The sequence below is a fragment of the Lysobacter terrae genome (genome assembly GCF_054782215.1).
This window is the reverse complement of record NZ_BAAGSX010000001.1, coordinates 771,410-791,532: the sequence shown is the minus strand read 5'-3', so window position 1 is coordinate 791,532 and position 20,123 is coordinate 771,410. Positions and strand designations below refer to the sequence as shown.

13 protein-coding genes are annotated in these 20,123 nt (G+C 62.6%); 4 read left to right on the top strand and 9 right to left on the bottom strand.

Annotated elements, in window-relative coordinates:
• Nucleotides 1-29 precede the first annotated feature (29 nt).
• The 6 genes from ACYVJ8_RS03865 to ACYVJ8_RS03840 form a co-directional block, all read right to left on the bottom strand.
• Nucleotides 30-2,576, bottom strand: a complete 2,547-nt coding sequence (locus ACYVJ8_RS03865; protein WP_460709561.1) for a DNA/RNA non-specific endonuclease — start codon at nt 2,574-2,576, stop codon at nt 30-32.
• 30 nt (nt 2,577-2,606) lie between these two features.
• On the bottom strand, nt 2,607-3,752 hold the full coding sequence (locus ACYVJ8_RS03860) for a DUF2235 domain-containing protein (protein WP_460709560.1): 1,146 nt from the start codon (nt 3,750-3,752) through the stop codon (nt 2,607-2,609).
• A gap of 191 nt (nt 3,753-3,943) precedes the next feature.
• Nucleotides 3,944-4,570 (bottom strand): hypothetical protein, encoded by a 627-nt coding sequence (locus ACYVJ8_RS03855; protein WP_460709559.1) that lies wholly within the window; start codon nt 4,568-4,570, stop codon nt 3,944-3,946.
• Between the two features lie 950 nt (nt 4,571-5,520).
• Nucleotides 5,521-6,132, bottom strand: coding sequence for a hypothetical protein (locus tag ACYVJ8_RS03850; protein WP_460709558.1), 612 nt, complete (start codon nt 6,130-6,132; stop codon nt 5,521-5,523).
• Complete coding sequence (locus ACYVJ8_RS03845; RefSeq protein WP_460709557.1) at nt 6,122-7,855, bottom strand: hypothetical protein; 1,734 nt, start codon at nt 7,853-7,855, stop codon at nt 6,122-6,124. The genes ACYVJ8_RS03850 and ACYVJ8_RS03845 overlap by 11 nt, the downstream gene beginning before the upstream one ends.
• A 167-nt stretch (nt 7,856-8,022) precedes the next feature.
• Nucleotides 8,023-10,608: a galactose-binding domain-containing protein gene (locus ACYVJ8_RS03840; RefSeq protein WP_460709556.1), complete on the bottom strand. Its 2,586-nt coding sequence runs from the start codon at nt 10,606-10,608 to the stop codon at nt 8,023-8,025.
• 354 nt (nt 10,609-10,962) lie between these two features.
• On the opposite strand from ACYVJ8_RS03840, the gene ACYVJ8_RS03835 reads away from it, so the two are divergent.
• Nucleotides 10,963-11,223, top strand: coding sequence for a hypothetical protein (locus tag ACYVJ8_RS03835; protein WP_460709555.1), 261 nt, complete (start codon nt 10,963-10,965; stop codon nt 11,221-11,223).
• A 96-nt stretch (nt 11,224-11,319) separates the two neighbouring features.
• Nucleotides 11,320-12,039 (top strand): 2OG-Fe(II) oxygenase, encoded by a 720-nt coding sequence (locus ACYVJ8_RS03830; RefSeq protein ID WP_460709554.1) that lies wholly within the window; start codon nt 11,320-11,322, stop codon nt 12,037-12,039.
• Nucleotides 12,040-12,052: 13 nt separating this feature from the next.
• Here the strand turns inward: ACYVJ8_RS03830 and ACYVJ8_RS03825 are convergent, their stop codons facing one another.
• From ACYVJ8_RS03825 to ACYVJ8_RS03815, 3 genes are read right to left on the bottom strand one after another with little or no spacing between them, the layout of a single operon-like run.
• Nucleotides 12,053-13,267 carry a hypothetical protein gene (locus ACYVJ8_RS03825; protein WP_460709553.1) on the bottom strand — a complete coding sequence of 405 codons (1,215 nt, stop codon included), beginning with the start codon at nt 13,265-13,267 and terminating at the stop codon, nt 12,053-12,055.
• Complete coding sequence (locus tag ACYVJ8_RS03820; protein ID WP_460709552.1) at nt 13,260-15,053, bottom strand: hypothetical protein; 1,794 nt, start codon at nt 15,051-15,053, stop codon at nt 13,260-13,262. The genes ACYVJ8_RS03825 and ACYVJ8_RS03820 overlap by 8 nt, the downstream gene beginning before the upstream one ends.
• A 3-nt stretch (nt 15,054-15,056) precedes the next feature.
• Nucleotides 15,057-18,128: a hypothetical protein gene (locus ACYVJ8_RS03815; protein WP_460709551.1), complete on the bottom strand. Its 3,072-nt coding sequence runs from the start codon at nt 18,126-18,128 to the stop codon at nt 15,057-15,059.
• A gap of 11 nt (nt 18,129-18,139) precedes the next feature.
• Here ACYVJ8_RS03815 and ACYVJ8_RS03810 point away from each other — a divergent pair, with 11 nt between their 5' ends.
• Nucleotides 18,140-18,814, top strand: a complete 675-nt coding sequence (locus ACYVJ8_RS03810) for a Fic family protein (RefSeq protein ID WP_460709550.1) — start codon at nt 18,140-18,142, stop codon at nt 18,812-18,814.
• A 254-nt stretch (nt 18,815-19,068) separates the two neighbouring features.
• Nucleotides 19,069-20,118 (top strand): oxidoreductase, encoded by a 1,050-nt coding sequence (locus tag ACYVJ8_RS03805; protein WP_460709549.1) that lies wholly within the window; start codon nt 19,069-19,071, stop codon nt 20,116-20,118.
• Nucleotides 20,119-20,123 lie beyond the last annotated feature (5 nt).

Here is a 20,123-nt window from a genome sequence, read left to right as displayed (position 1 = left end):
AACCCTCCTTGTCGCGGCTCAGTGCTGCACTAATGCAGAGCGTGCGCTCCAGACCCTCTCCTGGCCGGCGACTTCGCAAGGGTTGCCTTTCTGGCGACCCGCTTTGAAGCCTTCTTCGCGGTCACTTTGGCGACCTTCTTGGCCGCCTTTTTGCTGGCCTTCCTGGCTACCTTCACTGGGGCTTTGCGCCCGGATTTCTGGCGCGCCTTCTTCGCCGCGGCGGCCTGCTTCTTGGCAGCAGCAGGGTCCAAGGGAATGTCGTTTCGCGACACGATCTTCTCGTTGCCCGCGTTGGCGCGAATATCGGCGTCGCGTACGTCGTCGCCGAAGTCCAAGCCGGTCAGCGCTTCGATTTTCGCCACGGTGCTCAGGAAATCTTCGACGGCGTCCAGATCGTCCAGCGCCTCGCGATTCAGCGCACCCTCCGGAAGCGTTCCGATCTTCTCCAGAACCCGTGTCTGGTCGGCCAGCATCGCCAGCGACCGCAATGCCCCCTGCTCCGACCACACGACGACTTTCCAGAACAGCATGGGCACTTGCACGTTGCGGTACTGCGGGTCGTCGTCCTTCAGCACCGGACCGGTGAAGCAGGTCACGCGCTGATCTTCGGCGACCGCATTGCCGAGCACGTGATCTTCCAGCGCGCGCCACAGGCGCCCGTTACCGGAGTTCGGCAGTTCCAGCTCGTCCGCGTTGCCTTGGTTGAAGAAACCCAGCTGCGGCACGCAATTGGTGAAATGGAAGGTATCGGCGTCCGCCTGCAGCGCCAATGCATCGGCGCCCCACGCCGGATCCATGCGCCGCACCATGTGCCCGCGCTGCAGCATCCGGCCCAAACGACCCGCATCGCGTGTACCGAATCCCGCCACCTGCTGCGAGTCGTACAGCGCCTGGTTGGTCTGGTGCTCCGCGGCGATGCGCTCGTCCTTGTACCAGGTCTCCGATGCCTCGGCGCCCTCGTCCAACGACTCGTGTCCCACGTCGGCCGGCGTCATCGGTCGCACATCGCCGGTCTTGCGGTTGATCTTCTTCGCGTTCTTCCCGTCGATATTGCAGGCGGTATAGAACGCGAGGCGCCGCTTGGCATTCACGACGACGCTGAAATGGTGGTAGCGCAACTCGAACTCGTCGTCGCCGGGCTCCACCGCCAGAAGTTTCGCCGCCGAACGCTGCATCTGCGGCGTCAAGGCCGGCAGCGGCACCTCATGATCGCGGATGAACTTGGGCTTGTAGCCGGATCGTCGGCTGTAGTCGTTGTCTGGCCGCGCCCCTTCGGCAGTGAGATTGGACGGCGGCAACTCCGGCTTCGGCGGTGGCGCCGGCGGTGTCGGTGCGGGTCCCATGTCCGGCAATTGCACGGACAGCTCCAGCGGAATTCGCCACGTCGCCCGCCCGTCGGGAGTCATCACCGGCTCACGGTGATTTGCCCCGTTATCGAGCGGCACGGTGACCGAAGGTGTGGGGATCGGCTTGCTTTCCGCCAGCGACAGCACGATCTCGAGCAGGTCGCGCTCGGCATGGGGAAGCGCGGCGCCCTTCTGCCGCAGATCCTCCACGATCACGCTGACGCGTATGCCCTCGTTGACCTCGGCCTGCAGCGGGTTGCCGGAATCGTCCATGGTCTGCCGCCACGGACCACCCCAGTGGTGCAAAGCCACCACCTGCCACTGATCGTTGAACACCGGAGAACCGGACGAACCCGGCTCGGTGTCGGCTATGTAGTGCAGCACATGCGACTCGCGCGCCACGAGACGGTTCTCGCGCAGCACCAGCTCCTTCAGGCGTCCATCGGGGTGCTGCACGATGTTCACGAACTCGCCCAGCGCGTGCTTGTCTTTCGCGGACGACAGAGCGCAGTAGCCGAAGGTTCCCAGGTTGAGCGGACCCTCCAGCCGTTCGCCGACGGCAATCAGCGTGTAGTCCAGATCGTCGCGCTCGTCGGTGAGGAAGAAGGCGTTGGGATCCAGCCGGAACCGCGTCACCGGCATGCGTGCCCCTCTGGCATCGGTCTGGTAGTCGAACTCCACGCAGAAGGCATCGGCTGCCTCGGGCGTCGGAATGACATGGTTGTTGGTCAGGAACAGACGATCCGAGACCATGAAGCCCGAGCCTTGCGGCCGACCATCCAGGTACGCCACCCGCGCGACCGCACGCGCGGTGAGAACGCCCAGATCGAGAAACCCGACCTGGATGAAGTCGTAGGTGGTACCCCATATCTTCTCGGGCAGTTCGGACGGCATCCTGACTTCTGCACCGGTGGTCTTCCCTTTACCGTTCGCTTTCCCGCCACCGTTAACGGCTTTCGTTCTTTCGGATGCCTTCTTCGCAGCGACCCGACGCGCTTCCACCCGTGCGATGGCCTCGCGCCCCTGCGCCACGGTGCGCGCGATCGTGCGCGATTCGACCTTGGTGAGCTGCGCCTTGGCCGCGAGCCGCTCCTCCAGACGCTGCTGATCCCATTCGGCGGCCAGAGGGACGCCACTTCGCACCGACCTGATGGAACGCTTCATCTGCTCGAGGATGCCCGGGTCGTTGAGCCGGCGCTCCGCTGCTTTGTTGATTCTTTCGGTGGCCATGTTGACTCTCCTTATGGCGGGCCGGGTCGCTTACGCGTTCTGAAGGCCGGCGAGCGTTCCTGCATCTTTGGATTTGCGCTGTGCCCAGTCGGCCAGGTTCTTCGGCACCTTGGCGCGTTGCCGGCACGACTCGAAGACGGAACTGTCGATCGTCTCGTTGATGGGAATCGACCAACCGCCCTTCACCTTGGCCGGAGCGGCGCCGATCGTGCGGTAAGTGCGCCGGCCCAGCGTCACCACGCGGTACAGGCCGTGCATGAATTGCTCATACGACTTCGCCGGTTCCGCCGTCGCTTCACGACCGGTAAGCGTGAACTTGCGGGTGAACCGCAAGCCCAGCTTCTCCGCCTTTTCCTGCATCCAGATCAGTGGTGGATAGCACAGCGCGTCGTCGTCGCCATACCCACCACCGACATTGGAATGCGCGCCAATGAACCATCTCTGTTCGAAGCGCTCCGGCGTCGGGCTCGTGGTCGACTCCGGCCGCGTACCCTCCGGCACGAAGCGCGTCCACAGCGTCGGCCTGTACGGCCCACGCTGCTCATCGATGGCCAGCGCATGGAAGCAATGGCGGTACAGCACGCTCGGCCGCGTATTGTGGAAGTAGTAGTCCTTGGGCCCGAAGAACGGGGCCGCACTCCAGGGAATACCGAGCGCCCCGACCGTATCCCAGACGCCGATCATCTCGATCTCGATGCGCCGGCTTTCCTTCAGCAGCCGTTCTTCGTCCGGCGTCAGCGCCCGCGTGGCGTGGCGGCGGATGTGCTCCAGCTCATCGAGGCGCTCGGCGTCCTTGTCCCGCTTGTAGCGCTCGTAGATCGCATCAGCGCGGTTCGCGAACGGCCTGTAGAGCAGGCCGCACCGCGCGATCAACCCCGCCAGGCTGCGGGCGGTATAGGCACCGCGACTGAATCCGAAGATGAAGACCCGGTCGCCCTCGGCGTATTGGTCAACGAGCCATCGGTACGCACGCAGGACGTTTTCGGACAACCCCATTCCGAACGCGCCGCCACGGAACTTCTCGAAGGATTTGACTCCCACACCGACCGCGTAATAGCAGCGTTGTGGCTCTGGCGCGCTCGGTTCGACGTCCAGGCATTCCTTCAGCCGGTAGACATTGGTCTGATCCTTGGGATCGTTCCAAGTTCCGTCCAGGAAAACCGCGAGATTCGCCATGACTTCCCTTTCCTTGGGCCCGGTGTGCGAAGCGGCTCACAGGGAACCACGGGGCACGGGAGCTCCCTTCCTTTGCCTGATACCTGTCCGAGGCAACGGACGATGGGTTGCGAACCGGACGAGTTGGATCGCCGTTCGTCGGAACGATGTGAATTGGACCTCGCGCGCTGAACCCACCACGTCCGACCGATCTACGCTTTCGCTTCAACGACTCGGACTGCCGATTTCAGCAGGTAGGGTGCGCCCAGCTTCACGTAGTCCGATTTCTTGGCGGGGTGCAGGCCTTTTCCGCCGCATTTCAGCTGAGCGGTGACGCGGCACCTTGCCGCGCCGATCGAAACGATGGCGCCGTTCAACAGGTCCAGTTCGGCGGTTTCGAACTCTGCGGTCAGATCGAGCTCGAAGGGGACTCGCTTGGTTCCCAAGGGCGTCAGAGTCACGTCGACCGCCGGGTGCAAAGTGGTGGTCGCTTCATGTTTGCCCAGGCAGACGGTGATGGGAACGTTGGGCTTCTGCACACTCTCTTCGGCCAGGCGCCGGATCTCGGCCGCCTTGCTCCAGGCGGTGGCGAACAGGCCGAAGACGTTGAGATCCAGCTTCGCTTCAACCGCGCTCACGGCCTTATTGCCGATGGTTTCCCACAGGAAGCCGGGGATCTTTCCATCGAACGGACCCGGTCCCTCCAGTTCGTGCCGCATCGCGTCGTCGACGTGTTGGTAAGCGGCGGGCATCAGGCTGCGTAGGGTGTCGGTTTGATTTGCCATCTCATGCCTCCTTCTTCCATGCCGATACTTTGCCAAGCGCAATGGCATCGCCAAGGGTGATCGATGATTCCAGTTTCAGCGCGGGCGCACGCAACGATGGGGCATTGATCAAAACCGCATCGCTGAGTGGTGCAAGCGTGGGGTTGAGGTGGACACGTGGGAGCCACTTGGCTAGTTGCCGGCGTGTGTAGAGCTTTCGGGCGCCGTAGCTCGCGCCAGTGGCTGTTAGGACGAGTACCAGGATCAGAACCCAAGGACGAACAGTTTCGTCACCCGGGCTTCCAGTACTCGGCCCCCCGGGAATCGGCCCTTCAGTGCTCGGCCCTTGAGTACTCGGCCCCCCGGGATTCGGCGCTTCAGTGTTCGGCCCTTGAGTACTCGGCCCCCCGGGATTCGGCGCTTCAGTGTTCGGCCCTTCGGCACTGGGTCCAGCAGTGCTCGGCCCTTCGGTACTTGGTCCTTCGGTACTTGGTCCTTCGGTACTTGGTCCTTCGGTACTTGGGCCTTCGGTACTTGGGCCTTCGGCATTGCTCAAGCCATCACCGCTTGTCGCAGGGCCCGATTCTGAAGGGGCATCGGTCCCTCTCGCCGCGGCCTCCTCTGCGGCGGCCTGAGCCGCAGTGGCCTGATCTCCTTGGGGGCGCTCCTCGGCAGGCGGCGGCGAAACTACCTGCTCCGCGATCTGAGCAGGAACTACCTGCTGTGCAGGCTGCGCCACAACCTGCTGTCCAGCCATCTGCTGCGGAGTGAGCTTCTTGGACGTGCTTTGCGCCCACCCATCCATCGACCAGAGCAACAACAGCAGAGCAGCGCCGACGCGCATGCCCGCACGCGGGCAGGAACCATGCCATCGGCCGTCGTGGAAGCCCGGCGAATGCTCAACTGGGATCGGAGAAGCCCACGTCTTCATGTCCGCTCCTTTGGACGGCCGGTGTGGGATCGGCTCCTTTAGTCAACGCGTTTGCTGCGGGCTACAGGCCAGACTTAAGGCTGAGAGGCACGAGTTAGGCCGCCAAGTACTTGAGTCGCATAACCTCGATGGCGGAGTCGTCCAACAACTTGAGCGTTTGCGTGATGTCCGCGTCGCTTAGAGGGAAGGCCGAATCCCGCTCGACACTCAACATGGATCGGGCAACGGTCGAGCGTGCCTCGACGAGTTTTGGCAAGGTTTCCAGCGCCGTGTATTTCTCGCCACTTTCGCTGCGTTCGAAATGGTTGGCGAAGACGGTCAGCAGCCCACCCACCATGGCGGTCAGAGATCCGGTGATCGCGATGCTCTCTTTGGGGAGCCCCATCTGACCGACTACGAGAGCTGCGACGGCACCGAGGGCACCGGCAAGCGCCGCAACCAAACCGCCCGCGAGCCGTAATCGGGAAACGCGGCGGCTGCGATGACGCATCGTTTGAATCAGGCCGTCGATGTCAGGCTGGAGACTCCCTGCGGCCTCCCGTATCAACGCAAGGCGTGCCGACCGCTCACCCGCGACGGCCTCATCGGCCCCAAAAATCTGCTTGCTTGTGAACATCTCTTCAGAGCTCGGAAACGCCTTCTTCAACTTTTCGAGCCGGTCCGGGCTGACGCGTTTCAGATAGGAGACAACGTAATCACTTTTCATACCCGTACCCCAGGTAGTGAAGAATCAAACTCCCTAAAAAAACCAGTGCCATGAACACGGCAATCATCAGCAAAAGCGGCCAAAGCTTCAGCGCGCAGGAAACAGCACCCACAAGAAAAAGCATCGCCGCGGCCCAGGCCACTACCTTCTGAGCAACGTACTCGCCGCGAGATATCACCCCCCTGCGCAGCACGATGTTTTGGCGCACCCAATCCCACGCTGAAAGCGCTAGAAACAGCACTATCGCATACAGGAAAAATTTCCATGGCGCCTCACGAACGGTCGTGCGCCACCAACGCGCCAGCCCTCTATCCGTCAACGGTCGATTCTCGTGCTCCCACCGCTGGAAGTACGTGGCAAAGTTCTCGCCTTGCAGGAGCGAAGCGGGAAAACGCACGATAGTGATCGCCACCCCCTGCTCCTGATCCTCACGGCCTTCTCCCACCGTCACCTCGAGGAACTCGGCAAGGCGCCCGGCATCCAGTGTCACCTGGCCGATACGGTCGAACGCCGCAAGCAATTCCCAGATGGCCATCGGCCGGTCGGGGATCGCACGCAGCAAGTCGGCCACCTGACTCGCGCTAATGGGGCGCGTGAATCCCAAGTACGCACCTGCGTCGGCCGAATTGCAGCCGATAGGTACCAGCGTGACCCGCTGCTGCTGGGCGCGTATCAGGAGATTCGGCAGATCCAGGGCTAATGCCTCACGTCCCGGCCCTCTTTCCATCACGAAATGCCGGCCCTCGATATGGCCGATGAGAATCACCGTCTTGTCGACGAACTCGGCCAGGAATCTGTCGACATCCGAGTGATCCAACAGGCGGGAACTGCGCTTTTGCGTCCCCCAGCCGGCGTCCAATTCGGCGATGGCGTCGTGTGCCATTACCCGGTCAAGAAAGTAGACAACCTCCGGCCTGCCGCCGGGCAACGGCTTCTCCGCCGCACGGAGCACACGCCAGACCGACTCGATCTGAGGAGGATGGAATCGCCAGCGCTTAAGCGCAATATTCGACAACGCCGGACTGCTACGCACATAGGCGTCGAGCGCACGATGCCGGTAGCCCAATTCGTGATCGCTTATTTCACCGTAACCCGCGTATTGGACGTCCGCTAGATCGGCGATGCGCGGCATCTCTCTGGAGCTACCGTCGAGAAGGGGAAACACGTGCGTAAGGCGCGCCCGATCGGCCCCAAGCGATTCGAACCAGGCATCCGCCATGCGAGGTGGCACGCTCTCCAAAGTGGCGTCCGAACCCTGTCTGCGCACAAACGCCAGCAGCTGCTTGGCATCGGCAGCACGCAACTCCTTTACCCACTGTGCGGTGTAGGCATCTATTCGCTTCTCCATTTCGCTGATATAGATCGCTCGCGCTTTCTCAATGCCATCAGGCAACGCGATCTTCAGCGCCTCCGACGAGGAACCCGCACGTCTCAGCCCCTGTAGATGAGCACGAAACTCCTCGGGTGTAAGCCCGTCGATCCAGGCTTTGGCGTCACGCAGCGTAGTGCGTTCCAGTCCACTATCGTTTGCCTTAGCATCCGCCGTCAGCCGCCGCACCGTTTCGGCGCGTTGAAACTCCAGCCTCTGCTGCTCGTATCGTTCGACGACGTCCCGGTAAGACTTTTCCGGCTCTCTTCCGGGCTCAGGTCGGGCACGTTGCGCGCCGACGTCCGCAGTCAGGGCCAGCAGGAACAGGAAGGTCACGAGCGACTGCCAGCGCACGGCGAGATCTCCTCCTTGTCGACACAACCGGTTGCTGCCGGCGTTCCAACGCCCCGCTATCCATCACAACGCCGCGGGATTAGTTGTGGGGCGGGACAGGGGGCAGCTCAAACACGCGTTCTAACGTCCACGACGTTCTTGTCCGCCTCGTCCATTTGTATGCCGCGCTATCTGGAAGGAAGCCCAAACACACCAAGCGTGCGGTCACTTCCCGGCAGCGCTCCGCCGTCCGCATCGCGACCGTTGTACTCCACGCCGCCGTAGTAGTTGTCCCTGATCCAGTTGTAGCGCCGCTGCAGTTGGTCGTTTCCGTGCGCCACATCATCGGCGATCAGATCCCGAAGCTCGGCGCCGAACCACCGATAAGCCGTCACCGTCTCGATGAAGGCGTGATCAGCAGTGCCGACGTCATACCACCTCACTCCACCTTGATAGCGACGCCCGTCCGGCCCACCGGCAGCGACGCAGACCTGCACATCGTCCCATCTGCGAAGTTCAATCTCGGGGGGATCGAAATCGTGGGTGTCATCGAAAACACCCGGGTGGGGTTCACCTGCCCGCTCACACTGACCAGGCCCGCAGTCAGCGCCGGAGGTACAGGCTCGTAGCCCGTTTCTTCCTGGCTCAGCACGGGTTTTGTCAGGGTCGAACGGAAATACATCGCCAAACTGTTCCCAACTTACAAGCTCGCGCCCGGCGACGTCGCCATGCAGCCATTCATGCATGAGAGTCCTCGCGGAGTATGTCTCAGAGCCGAGCAGAACCTTCCACGGACATCCACCACCATGGTTGCCGCCAGCGCTGCGGTCGAGCTGTAAGTTCATCCCACAACCCGATTGTCTCGCGCTATCCATCCCCGCCTTTGGTAACGCAAGAACAGCCACCATCTGCTCGAAGATATTGGGGGCGATGGCCGCATCGACGCCGCGATCGGGCTGCTCCCCGCGGATATTGAGTTGTCCGGTGATGTTGATACCCAGGCTGTTGGTCAATACATCTACAGCGACGAATCGCCCCAGGTTCATACCAAAAATCTGCCGACCAGGCCCGGAGCCAGCAACGAACAGTTCCGCCGGCGCATCCCAGATTCCTTCTATCCGCGATCTCCCGAACGCGATCGTTGCAGCAGGCATTCCCCCAGGGGGCGGCACGAGCACGCCGCCACCCGTAGCCGCGAGTGCCGAACCGTCGCCGGGAGCACCCGCAACTCTGGCGTCGAGCCAACGCTCTGCACCATCGAGTCGATTTGGCCAACGCACCCAGTACAAGATGTCGCCTCGGGTACTTCGTGCCAAAGCGATGGGGATACCGGACATGACCAGCAGCTGCGGATCGTCAGCCAGACTACGGGTCGCAGGCCCTGCGACATCGAGCAGCTCCCGAATTTGCCAGCGTCTGCCGTTTCCAGTTCCCGGTGCAGGTCCCTGCAGCGCGAACAGCGCGGTACGTCGACCGCCTATTGTCGCCGCCATGAAATATGGCCCGTAGGCGGCCAGACTGACCCGTCTGCCGCTACTCGTCATGTCGGGATTGGCTTCCTCGGACCATGCGGGTCCGCTTGCCATGTCGCACTTGGCTTCCCGGAATACGATCTTGCCATTACGACGCACGAAGCTCACACCGACCGTCTGATCCGAATTGGCCGCGATGCTCGGCGCGCCCTTGGCGCCGGCGCCGATGAATGCCGGCCCTATCCACGAACTTCCCGGCGCGGTGGAGCGCGACGACACGAACACGTTATCCCTGTCGAGCCACGCGACATGGATGCGATCGCAGGCAAGAACCATCGCCGGTGCGGCCGTTGTTCTCCCGAGCGTCGTCCAGGTTGGATCGGAGAGGGTCGAGGAAGTTGTTTCGCTTCCCGGGACCACTGCAATCGGCGGAGGTGGCGGGACGTTACTTCGATCGACACCTGCCACGACAACGAGATCGTTCGTTCTCGTGCTGGCAGCAACGTAGACCGTTCCAGAACCAGGTTCCCGGACGGCAGCAGGTACGTTCCCGCCTATGACGGGTGAATTGCGGACTGGCAGACCCGGGGTGAAGTTGACGGAACCATAGAGGCGGCCATCGTCACCCCTATAGAAGCCCAGCACGCTGGTGTCATTGGCTGCGAGCGCAATGCCACTGCCCCGGATGCCTGTGTCCCGCCACGTCATGCTGTCGCCCACGATAGAGGGGCCTTGAATCGTCGACTTCTCAACGATCTGCACCTCGGCAAGGGACAAGATACCTTTTCCTGCTAGCTGTATGCGTATGTGGCGCATCAGACAACCGCGCTTGCCATCGGCGCCACAGTCGTCGCCCGAAATGCGCACTGTGTGACGTGCAAGCTTCGTGTTCGTGATGGGGTCGATGTCGCCAGCCTGAAAGAATGGCTTGGAAAAGACCATGGTCTTCGGATCGCTTGTGGTGTTCTCGACCAATGTCGAGGCAAGGTCGCGATGTTGAAAGACCATCTTGCTGTTCGAAAAGAACACAACGAAGTTGCTGAGCCGCTCGGCACAACAATCGGTGCGGTTATAAATTCGGATCTCATCGATGTAGTGCGCCAGTCCCAGGTCAACTTCCCAGTAGGGATCGGTTTCCTCGTTGGTATGCGTGACGCTCCCGGCGCTCCAGTCGCCGTTGGTGTTGCCATCGACCGCGCGCGCGGCCGCGCCACCCAACGCGGTGCTCGACTGGTTTGCAGGACGGTTGAGCGCCCAATTTCGCTCGATTTCATCGCCCAACACGGGCGATGCAGCCAACATCCAACTCAGCATTGTTGCAGCCAGTCGCCCAAGTAGCAGGCGCCCACGTCGAGTGGGAGGACGAAGCACAACGTGGAGAGGGCCAGTCCTTGCCATGGCTAACACTCCATCTGCAAGGGAAACCCTTGCCTATCTGGACCCAACGGGTTTTACGAACATGGCGGCCTACCGCTCGTCGGCAGGCGCATCCCGTTGGCCTCCCTCACCCATACAGGGGATGACAAGCATTGACCGACTGCCTAGGTGCTCCGCGTTGATCCGATTGCACGCAACAGTGTGCGCAGGAAGACAGGGACTGCGTGGTACGGATCACAAGGAGGGAGATATGTCATGCACCACGGAAGGAGTACTCCCATGGCAACCCCATCGGCACGCAGCGGCTGTCAGGTGATGGCCGACGCCATCAAGTTCATCCGACAAGAGATCCAGTCCAAAGAAGCTCGGATTCGAATGCTGACGCAGCGCCTCGAAAAACTGCAGAGCCAGCCCGATCCCGATCTATCCCAAATCGAGGAGATCAAGGCGGACATACGCGAGTTGGAGAGCCAACTCGAATCGACCGACCGGCCGCAACTCAGCGCCTTCGAAGAGGAATTCGCTGCCTCATGCGGATAGGGATCCTGTGGATGTCCGCTTTGGGTGGGAGGCAGACATGCGCCAGGACAAGAATCGGATAGCGATGCCGCCCTGCCCCGGCCAAGCTATCCGGCAATGAACTTCCACCTCGACATCGGCGAGCGCCTGGCCGCCATCGACTGGCTGCACGCCGCATCGGAGCTCGATGCGCGAGGCAATGCCACATTGCCCGCGTTGCTGTCGCCGGACGAGTGTCGGTTGCTGGCCGACGGCTACGACGACGACAAGTGCTATCGCAGTCGGGTCGTCATGGCGCGCCATGGGTTCGGCCGAGGGGAGTACAAGTACTACGCGTACCCATTGCCGCCACTGGTGCAGCAACTGCGCAGCGCGCTATATCCACGGCTCGTTCCAATAGCGAATCACTGGGCGCAGGCGCTTGGCCTGGGCATCCGCTATCCGGAATTGCATGAGGCGTTTCTCTCCCGTTGCCATGCCGCCGGCCAGCACCGGCCGACCCCACTGCTGCTGCGCTACGAGGCCGACGACTACAACTGCCTGCACCAGGATCTGTATGGCGAACACGTGTTTCCGCTGCAGGTGGCGCTATTGCTTTCGGAGCCGGGACGAGACTTCAGCGGTGGCGAATTCGTTCTGACCGAGCAGCGGCCGCGGATGCAGTCGCGACCGGAAGTGGTGCCGTTGCGCCAGGGCGATGCGGTGGTCTTCGCGGTGCATCAACGACCGGTGCACGGTGCGCGCGGAACCTACCGGGTCCAGCTTCGCCATGGGGTCAGCCGGCTGCGCAGCGGGCGACGCCATACCCTCGGGGTGATCTTTCACGATGCAACCTAGCCAGGGTGGCACCTTACGTTTCAACATTGAAAATCGCTACGTAGAGGTCGATGAACAGCGCGCGCTTCGCCGGCACCAGCATGCGCCAGTAGTTGAAGCCGTCGCCCTTTGCGCTGGCGGCGACGTCCAGTGATATGGGCTGGCCGCGGGCCCTCCCGATCACCACCTTGCCGCTCGGCTTCAGGTTCGGCAATGCGGTGGGATTTGCGGGATTCCAGATGTCGGTGTCGGGCTGGGCGACCATCTGGTTCCGGCTCATCGGGCCGTAGATCTCGTCGGAATTGAACACCAGCTTGGCCGGATCGAGCGCGACCTTGACCATCGACCTGCCGTCGATGACCTCCTGGCCGACGATCGCGGTGTTGCCGACCCGTTTACCGAGCGCGTCGGTGTCGCTGGCGTCAAAGTAGGCGAACACCGTTTTCCCATCCTTGATCGCGGCCGCGATGCGTTCGGGAAATTCCACGAACTGTCCGGCCACCCCGCCGGCGGCGCGCGGTAGTTTGATCTCGACCGGCAGCGGGATGCACCACTGGCCGTCGGGGTTGAAACCAACGGGGCCGAAATCCAGCGACTCCTTCACGCCATCGCTGGTGTCGATGTCGAAGGCGTTGGCGGTGAGCAGGTTCGAGAACGGCTTGGATATTTTGACGCGCTTGCCGTTGGCGTCGTGCATCACATGCGCGGCCCCGGCTTTCGAGGCGAGCTTGATGTCCTTGTTGATCGTCTGCATCGCGCCAGAGGCTAGCGACTCGATCCGCCTGCGAATCGGACCGTATTTCACGGTGAACTCGAACAGGATGCCGATGAAGGCGTTCTGTCGCCCCAACGCGCCGGAATGGAATTCCGAGAACGAGGCGTCGCGAAGTTCCATTGCTGCCACCCGCGCGCGCAGGTGCTCGATGAAGACCTCGTCTTTGTTGAAGCCGAAGTACATCGCGATGCCCTTCAACGCGTGCTTCTGCATGACCTGCTTGAAGCGCGTCGCCGCATCCTTGAAGAGGTCGCCGAGCAGCTTCGCCTTCTGGGCGGCGGAAGCTTTGAGGATATCGAACAGGCGCCTGCTGCTCCTGGTGGTGAGCGCCGGTTTCTGGCGGCGCACCGTCGCCGCGGCGGCCTGGGCCAATGCGGCACCGCCCTTGAGTGACTTGCCGTGGACGGATGCGACGTTGCCGCTCGCCGTAATGGCCGACCGGCGCAGGTTTCGGCGCTGGGAAGCGTTAGCCATCCGTGGTTCCGCTGTCGTCATCTTCCGGCAGGAGAGTTATCAGGTCATCCAGATAGCCGCGCACCAGAATCACTTTCTTTACCGCCGTCAACTGCCCCGCGGCGATGTTCTCGATCAGCATCTTGCCCAGCTCGCTGCCGATCTGTTCGCTGAATCCCCTGCGGAAGGCGTCGAGCTCTGCGAGCTGCGCCACGATGTCGATGTCGTCGAATTCCGCGGATAACAATCGCAGGCTCACCGCTTCGTCGAGCTGACGCAACTGGTGCAGCGTCGAATAGGCGAACAGCAGCACCGTGGGCAGTTGCAATGCGTTTCCCACCAGCCGCATGGTACCGGCCGCGATCTGTGCCTGCGGCGTCGGGACGCGCGAGGCCACCAAGGCGGACAGGCTTAGCGCGGCGCCGATCGTCGCCAGTCCCTGCGAGATCGCCGCCCGTACGGCTTCGTCCTCGGCTTGTGCTTCCAGTCCGTCGAGCAGGTCGACGAGATAGTGGACGACCACGATATGAGAAAGACTGCCCTGCGGGATCTCGTCGTTTTCCAGCGCGGCCAACAGCGCCTCCTGGCTGAGCATCGCGAGCCGTGCGGGATTCTTCGATGCCGTTTCGATTGCGCCGGCGACAGCAATGGCACAGGCGTCGATGGGTCGCAGCGCGATCTTGTCGAGATGTCCCGGGCGATCCAGGTCGGTGGGGCTATCCGGCAAGTACGTCCGGATCGCACTCGGTGCGCTCTGAATCGCCGCGTACATCGCATCGACCCGCTCGTACATGTTCTGGAACGTGTCGGCGACGGCGCGCTCGGTATCCTCGATCGAGAATCCATCCTTCAGCTGCGGGATCGCGAGCAGCAGCGGGGTCGCCAGCGCCCCCAGCTTTTGGGTCAATAGTTTCAGGGCTTGGTCTGCATCCACCCCGGACCGTGCCAGCGCGCGGCGTTCGTCTTCCGCGCGTTCGATCTCCTTGCGTTCCTGGGACTCGGCCTCTTCGGAAGGCAGCGCGACGCCGCCGCTGCGGCCTTCCGTCTTTTGTTTCATCGCCTGCCGTGTGACGCCGATCTTCGCGTCCAACACCTTCAGGTCGAGGCGAAGGCGCTCGAGCACCCGCTTCCCGCGCAGGATCTCGTCGAATCCCAGATGGATCTTCGCCAGCAGCTCGCGGTCGCCGATCTTCGCTTCCTTCGCCATCCCCGGCGTATCGGACGTTGCCGGTCCCCCGTGCGCGGCGGACTCGCCGCGGTCAACTTCGACCTGCTTGATTTTCAGTGTGGCGATCGCGTCGTCGAGCGTCTTCCTGGAATCCGACAGGCGCGCGGACACGCTGCCGCCAACGATGACTTCGATCCCGATCAGGGCCGAACGGATCCGCAGCATCAACAGATGCCGCGTCGCGCGCAGGAACGACAGCACCTCCGCCCACGGCACAGGCACGCCCAGCGGGGGATAACTCCGCCGCTCGTTCACCGCGGTTTCCAGCGCGATGACACCGGACCAGCCGTGGATGGCGTACAACTCCAGCAACCGGAGATCGAGCTCGGCGTCGAAGACGATGGTTTCGTTGCCCAGAGGCAGGTACAACATGAGCGACGGGAATTCGCCCGGCTTTCGATAGCCGGCGTTCGGTGCGTCCGCGATCTCTTTCACGTAGCGCCGCATGCGCTCCAGGTAGGCGCGCTCGATCCGCTCGGCGTCGGGATCGGCGGTGTTGGTGCGCAGTTCGGCGGCGAGCGCTTCCTTGAGCGCCGGTTCCCGCTCCTCGGCCAGCTCGAACGCAAGCTTAGTCGCCATGCGTCAGGGTGTCGGCGGCGCGGGCGGAGTAGGCAGCGGGGTCGAACTGTTTGCCAGGTAGACCAATGCGGTTGGCAACGTGAATTCCCACGGCTCTCCGTCCGGCGTGCCGCCATACAGATCGTCCTGCTGCCGGTGCAGTTCGTCGTGGATCGACAGGAACAGGGGATCGCCGATCGCCGGTGCGGGACCGCCATCCCAGGGTTCGCCGGTGGCGATGAAATGGGTCACCGCATCCTCGTAGGCCGGCGTGACCGCCACCAGCACCCGCGCCGAGCCGGCCTGCAGGAAGGCGGTGAACTGCGGATCGGCCGGGTCCTGCCGCGACATCGCGTCGACCCAACGTTCGGGGCTGGCCCAGAAATACGGGTACAGCAGGTAAGCGATCTGCTGCCATTCGAACGCCTGCTCCAGGAACTGCACGTAGCGGCCCTTGGTGCCTGCCACGCTCATGTCGATCGCAGGAAAGGGGCGATTGTCGCTGACGGACTCGTAGCCCGCGGTGGTGGACGCTCCCTCCCTGATCCGGAATGGCCGCATCGCCATCGGAATATTGCGCAAGCCCATCGCGTAAAGCCTGGACAGGGTATCGTCGGCCTCGTTCGCGTCGAATTCCTTGGTGATCATGGTGATGCAGTGCTTCTTCAACTCGTCGACGATCACTTGCCGGTTGGCCGCCGCCGACTGGCCGTGCAGCAGATCCGATACCGCGGCGGCCTTCACTTCCGATAGCCTGGCCTTGTAGCGCGACGACTCGGCGGCGTGGATCTGCTGGCGCTGCGCGTTGATATCGTCGATCTTCGCCTGCTCCTCCGCCAGCACTTTGCGGTAAACCTCGGTCCGCCACTCGTACAACGCCGCGTCGTCGATCTTGAGCTCGGCGTGCAGACTGATTTCGAAAGTGGAGATGTCCCACAGGCCGATGTGGATCGTCACCGTGTCGCTGGCCAGCGGCGGCATGTCCTGCACCGGATATTCCGAGGTCCTGAAGTACCAGTTCTCCTGAGAATTATCGACGGCGTTATAGAAGATAGTGTGCCCGTCGATCCGGAGTTCGAACGAATTGTGGTCCCAACCATCGCCGGCGTCCCCGCCGACGCCGTCGGCACCCCAGAAGAACAAGTGCCCCGACATGATGACCTTGCTTATGCGGTAGCTCTTGGCATCGATCCGTGAGGTGTAGTTTCTGGTCTGGTGCTTGGTGGAGTCCATCGCCGCCGGCTCGCTGAAGTAATTGCGTCCGGTGTTCTGGTCGATGAATTCCACCCGTTTCGTAACCTGCGGATACGAATAGTCCGACAGGTCGTACTTCATCTGCAGTCGCTTGAACGCGGGTTCGTCGATGTGCTCCGGCAGCAGCGAGAGGATGTCGTCCGGCAGCGTCGCCATCGTCGGGAGCGGCGGCGGCTGGGGTACGTCGAGCATCGATTCGAACGCGAACAATCGCGATTCCACCAGGAAGGACGCCGGCTCCGGAATCACGAACTCGAACATCAACCGCTTACCGAAGTTGTAGACCTGCGAGCGGTAGCATCGATCGACCCAGTGGTAGATTCCGGAAACGTGGCCGGCGCCGCCCTTGTTGTCGATAACGTGGATGTTGGTTTCTTCGGTTTCCAGCAACCGCATCGAGCTGCGCTGCTGCGACACCCGACTCTCCATCCGCCGCACCGCCTTGTCGACCGTTTCGCGGGCGAAATTGGCTGCGGTCTTCGCGACATCGTTGCCGGTGCGGGTGTAGGCCACGCCACCGGAGACCGTGGCCACCACCGGCATGCCGTTGTAGGTGACACTGGCGTTGGCATTGACGTTCAGCACCGTGTTCAGCACCGACTCGGTTTCTCGCTTCAGCTCAAAACGCTCGGTCGACTGCGTGTCGCGTTGGTTCTCGCTACGCTCTTCACTGCTGAACGAGAACGTATCCTCGGATTTCTCCAACCGACGATGGGTGCGCGTCTTGTGTTCGTTCTTCAGCACATTGTCGATATGGGCGATGTCGCCGGCGGTATAGCCAAGCGAGGTCTGCTTGACCACTTTGAGGTCACCGATGCCGATCGGCTTGATCGTGTTGAACGGATCACGGAAATGATGCAGCCGCGCGAACAGCGGATGCACGACCGGCGTGGCTTCTAGCATCTGGCGCAACCGCGTGCGGCTGGCCATCAGCGGGAACCCGGGCACCGCCGCCCTGAAATCCCAGCCCGAAAGTGCCGGATAGCGGTTCTGCAACATTGCGTACACGCCCTCGTTGTCGCTGTCGGTGCGGCCCGCTGCGCGCAATTCCTCCAGGAGGGCATCGATGGCGAGCGCCTCCATGATGTGCAGCGTTCGCAGGCCGTCGATGGTGTCCTCCAGGCTCAGGGCGAACGCGCGACGCAATGCGTACAGCAGGTAGAGGTTGTCGAACAGCGCCCGCTTGTTGGCCAGGAAGCCGCCGCGATGTCCGGATTCATCGAACACGGCCTTGTACAGCGGGTCGGCGTCGAGCAGCTTCGCGAGCTGCGCAGGCAGGGCGCGGATTTCCGCGGCATTTCCCGCGTTGCGGATCAGGTCCAGCGCCTTGCGCAGCTGCGTATGCCACGACGCGCCCGCGTCGGACAGTCGTTCCGGGATCACAAGGATATGTCCGTCCCGTTCGAAGTAGTTGCGGCCGCTCAGGGTTTCCACTGCGATCGGCGGCACCGTCTGGCCCAACGGATCGATCTCGGGACAGGGGGCGTAATACGCCGGCAACAGAGCGATCGCCGCCTCCACGATCGCGAGGTTCTTGCTGCGCGGCGTCGGATGCACCACCTCCGACTCCGGGATGGTCGTTCCCGGTGTCGGTTCCGGCTCGGGACAGAACACTTTCTCATAGACCAGTCTGCCGATCGCCGATCCCGACTGCGGCGAGAACAGATCCGCAGGCCCCAGCGTGGAATCGGCGATGCGCTCGTCGAAGATGTAATTACGTCGCAGTGTCTGTTCTGCAACGGTCTTTGGCGAGCGCACCACCATGAAACCGAAAAGATTCGACGACTGTTCGCTAGCGCTGGGCATGTTGACCTCGATGAGATGGCGTGACGGTGCGCGCATCCCAATCCATGGTGACCGGTCTGTCCCACGCAGCGCGTTTCCAATCTCAAACGGCGAATGCCTCTCCGAGCGGTCAATCATCTGGATTCCGAATGTCCTTACCGATCGCAGGCAATCCACAGACACGGTGTCCATTGACCATTGACAGCATTCATCGCCTCAACGCGACTGCGCTGTCTTCGCTACTTGCAATCAGGCGCGCAGGGCGCATGGCCAGCGCTTGTGCCATCGATACTCCGGGCGCCTATCGTCGCACCACGATCGCGATCCGAGGCTCCGATCACGTTCCGCCGCCGCCGCAGGCGGTGCAAGCGCAGATGCACGCATTGTTCTCACACCTGGACACCGTATGGGCGCGGCAGGACGCTGCATGGCTCGGTGGCCTCACGCTGTGGCGCATCAACTGGATTCATCCCTATCGCGAAGGCAATGGCCGCACCGCTCGCGCCGCATGCCGACGTGTCGTGCTCGCACGCCAGCCGCGGGCCAATGCCGACGCATTCGCAAATGCGTTCGATCGCGTGCTAGTCGCCGACCGCCCCGCGTATTACGCGGCCTTGCGCCGCGCCGATGCCGCATATGCCGCCACCTCCGATCCCGATGCGGCAACGCACGCAATGCGCAGTTTCGTCGAGGCTTGCATTCGGTCTGCAGTCGCCGATGTGCCTCTCCTGTACGGTTTCTAGGGCCACCTTGCCGGCCAGGCCCGTGCTCCGCAGGAACCCTCCTCAACCAGCACCCCTATCCTGCACCGGCAGCGCGCGAGCAGACGCAGGTGGTCGCGGGCTCGCATCAGAGTGCCTTTCTAAAACAGCACTCTGACCCCGCTTTTCGAAAACAGCACTCTGACCCCGCTTTTCGACCCCGCTTTTCGGCCAAGCGGACGATGTCGTCCATCCGCGCTCCGTGGCTTGATGAAGCAGCAACTACACTATCCAGCATGAACACCCCCTCCAGGCCAATCCGTGTCGCGCTAATCGGGTATGGCTACGCCGCGCGGACATTCCACGCGCCGCTGATCAAGGCCGTACCCCGCCTGTCATTGGAGCTGGTTGCTTCAAGCAGGCCTGGGGACGTACGCGCCGAGTTGCCCGATGTCGGGATCGAAGGTGATCCCATGCGGGCGGTCGTCGATCGCGACATTGATTTGGTGGTGATCGCGACCCCTAACGACACCCATTTTTCGCTCGCCCAAGCTGCGCTGCGTGCGGGCAAGCACGTCGTCGTCGACAAGCCGCTGACGCCCAGCCTGTCGGAAGCGTGCGAACTGTCAGCAACGGCCGAGGCGCACGGTCGACTCCTGTCGGTGTTCCACAACCGTCGCTGGGACAGCGATTTCCTTTCGGTGCGGCAGGCCATGCACGAAGGGCTCATCGGCGAGGTGCGTCATTTCGAATCGCGCATCGAACGGTTCCGTCCCCAAGTGCGTGATCGATGGCGCGAACGACCCGGGCCCGCGACTGGGCTGTGGTGGGATCTTGGACCCCATCTGGTGGACCAAGCACTGGCCTTGTTCGGATGGCCTGACACCGTCCAGGCGAATCTTGCGCGACAACGTAGTGGTGCCACCACGGAGGATTGGGCCCACGTCGTGCTTGGTTTCGGCGCGATCAGGGCTGTCTTGCACGCGGGGATGCTCGCGGCGATCCCCGGACCGCGCTTCATCGTGCATGGAACACGAGGATCCATGGTGAAAACGCAACCCGATCGTCAGGAGCAGCAGCTGGTTGCGGGACTGCGACCAGGCGACCAGCAATGGGGGACAGATCCGGATCCCTTGCAGTGGCGGCGCGATGACGGCCCGACCGAGACACGGGCCGCCATACCAGGTGATCAATCCCGGTTCTACGTGGAACTCGCGGAGGCCATCGCCGGCCAAGGGCCCAATCCTGTTCCCCCGGTTGAGGCAATCCGGGTAATGGCAGTCATGGAAGCGGCGATGCTCTCGGCAACGGACGGTCGAGCCGTTTCTCCGGCGCTGTGGCCGTAGTCAGC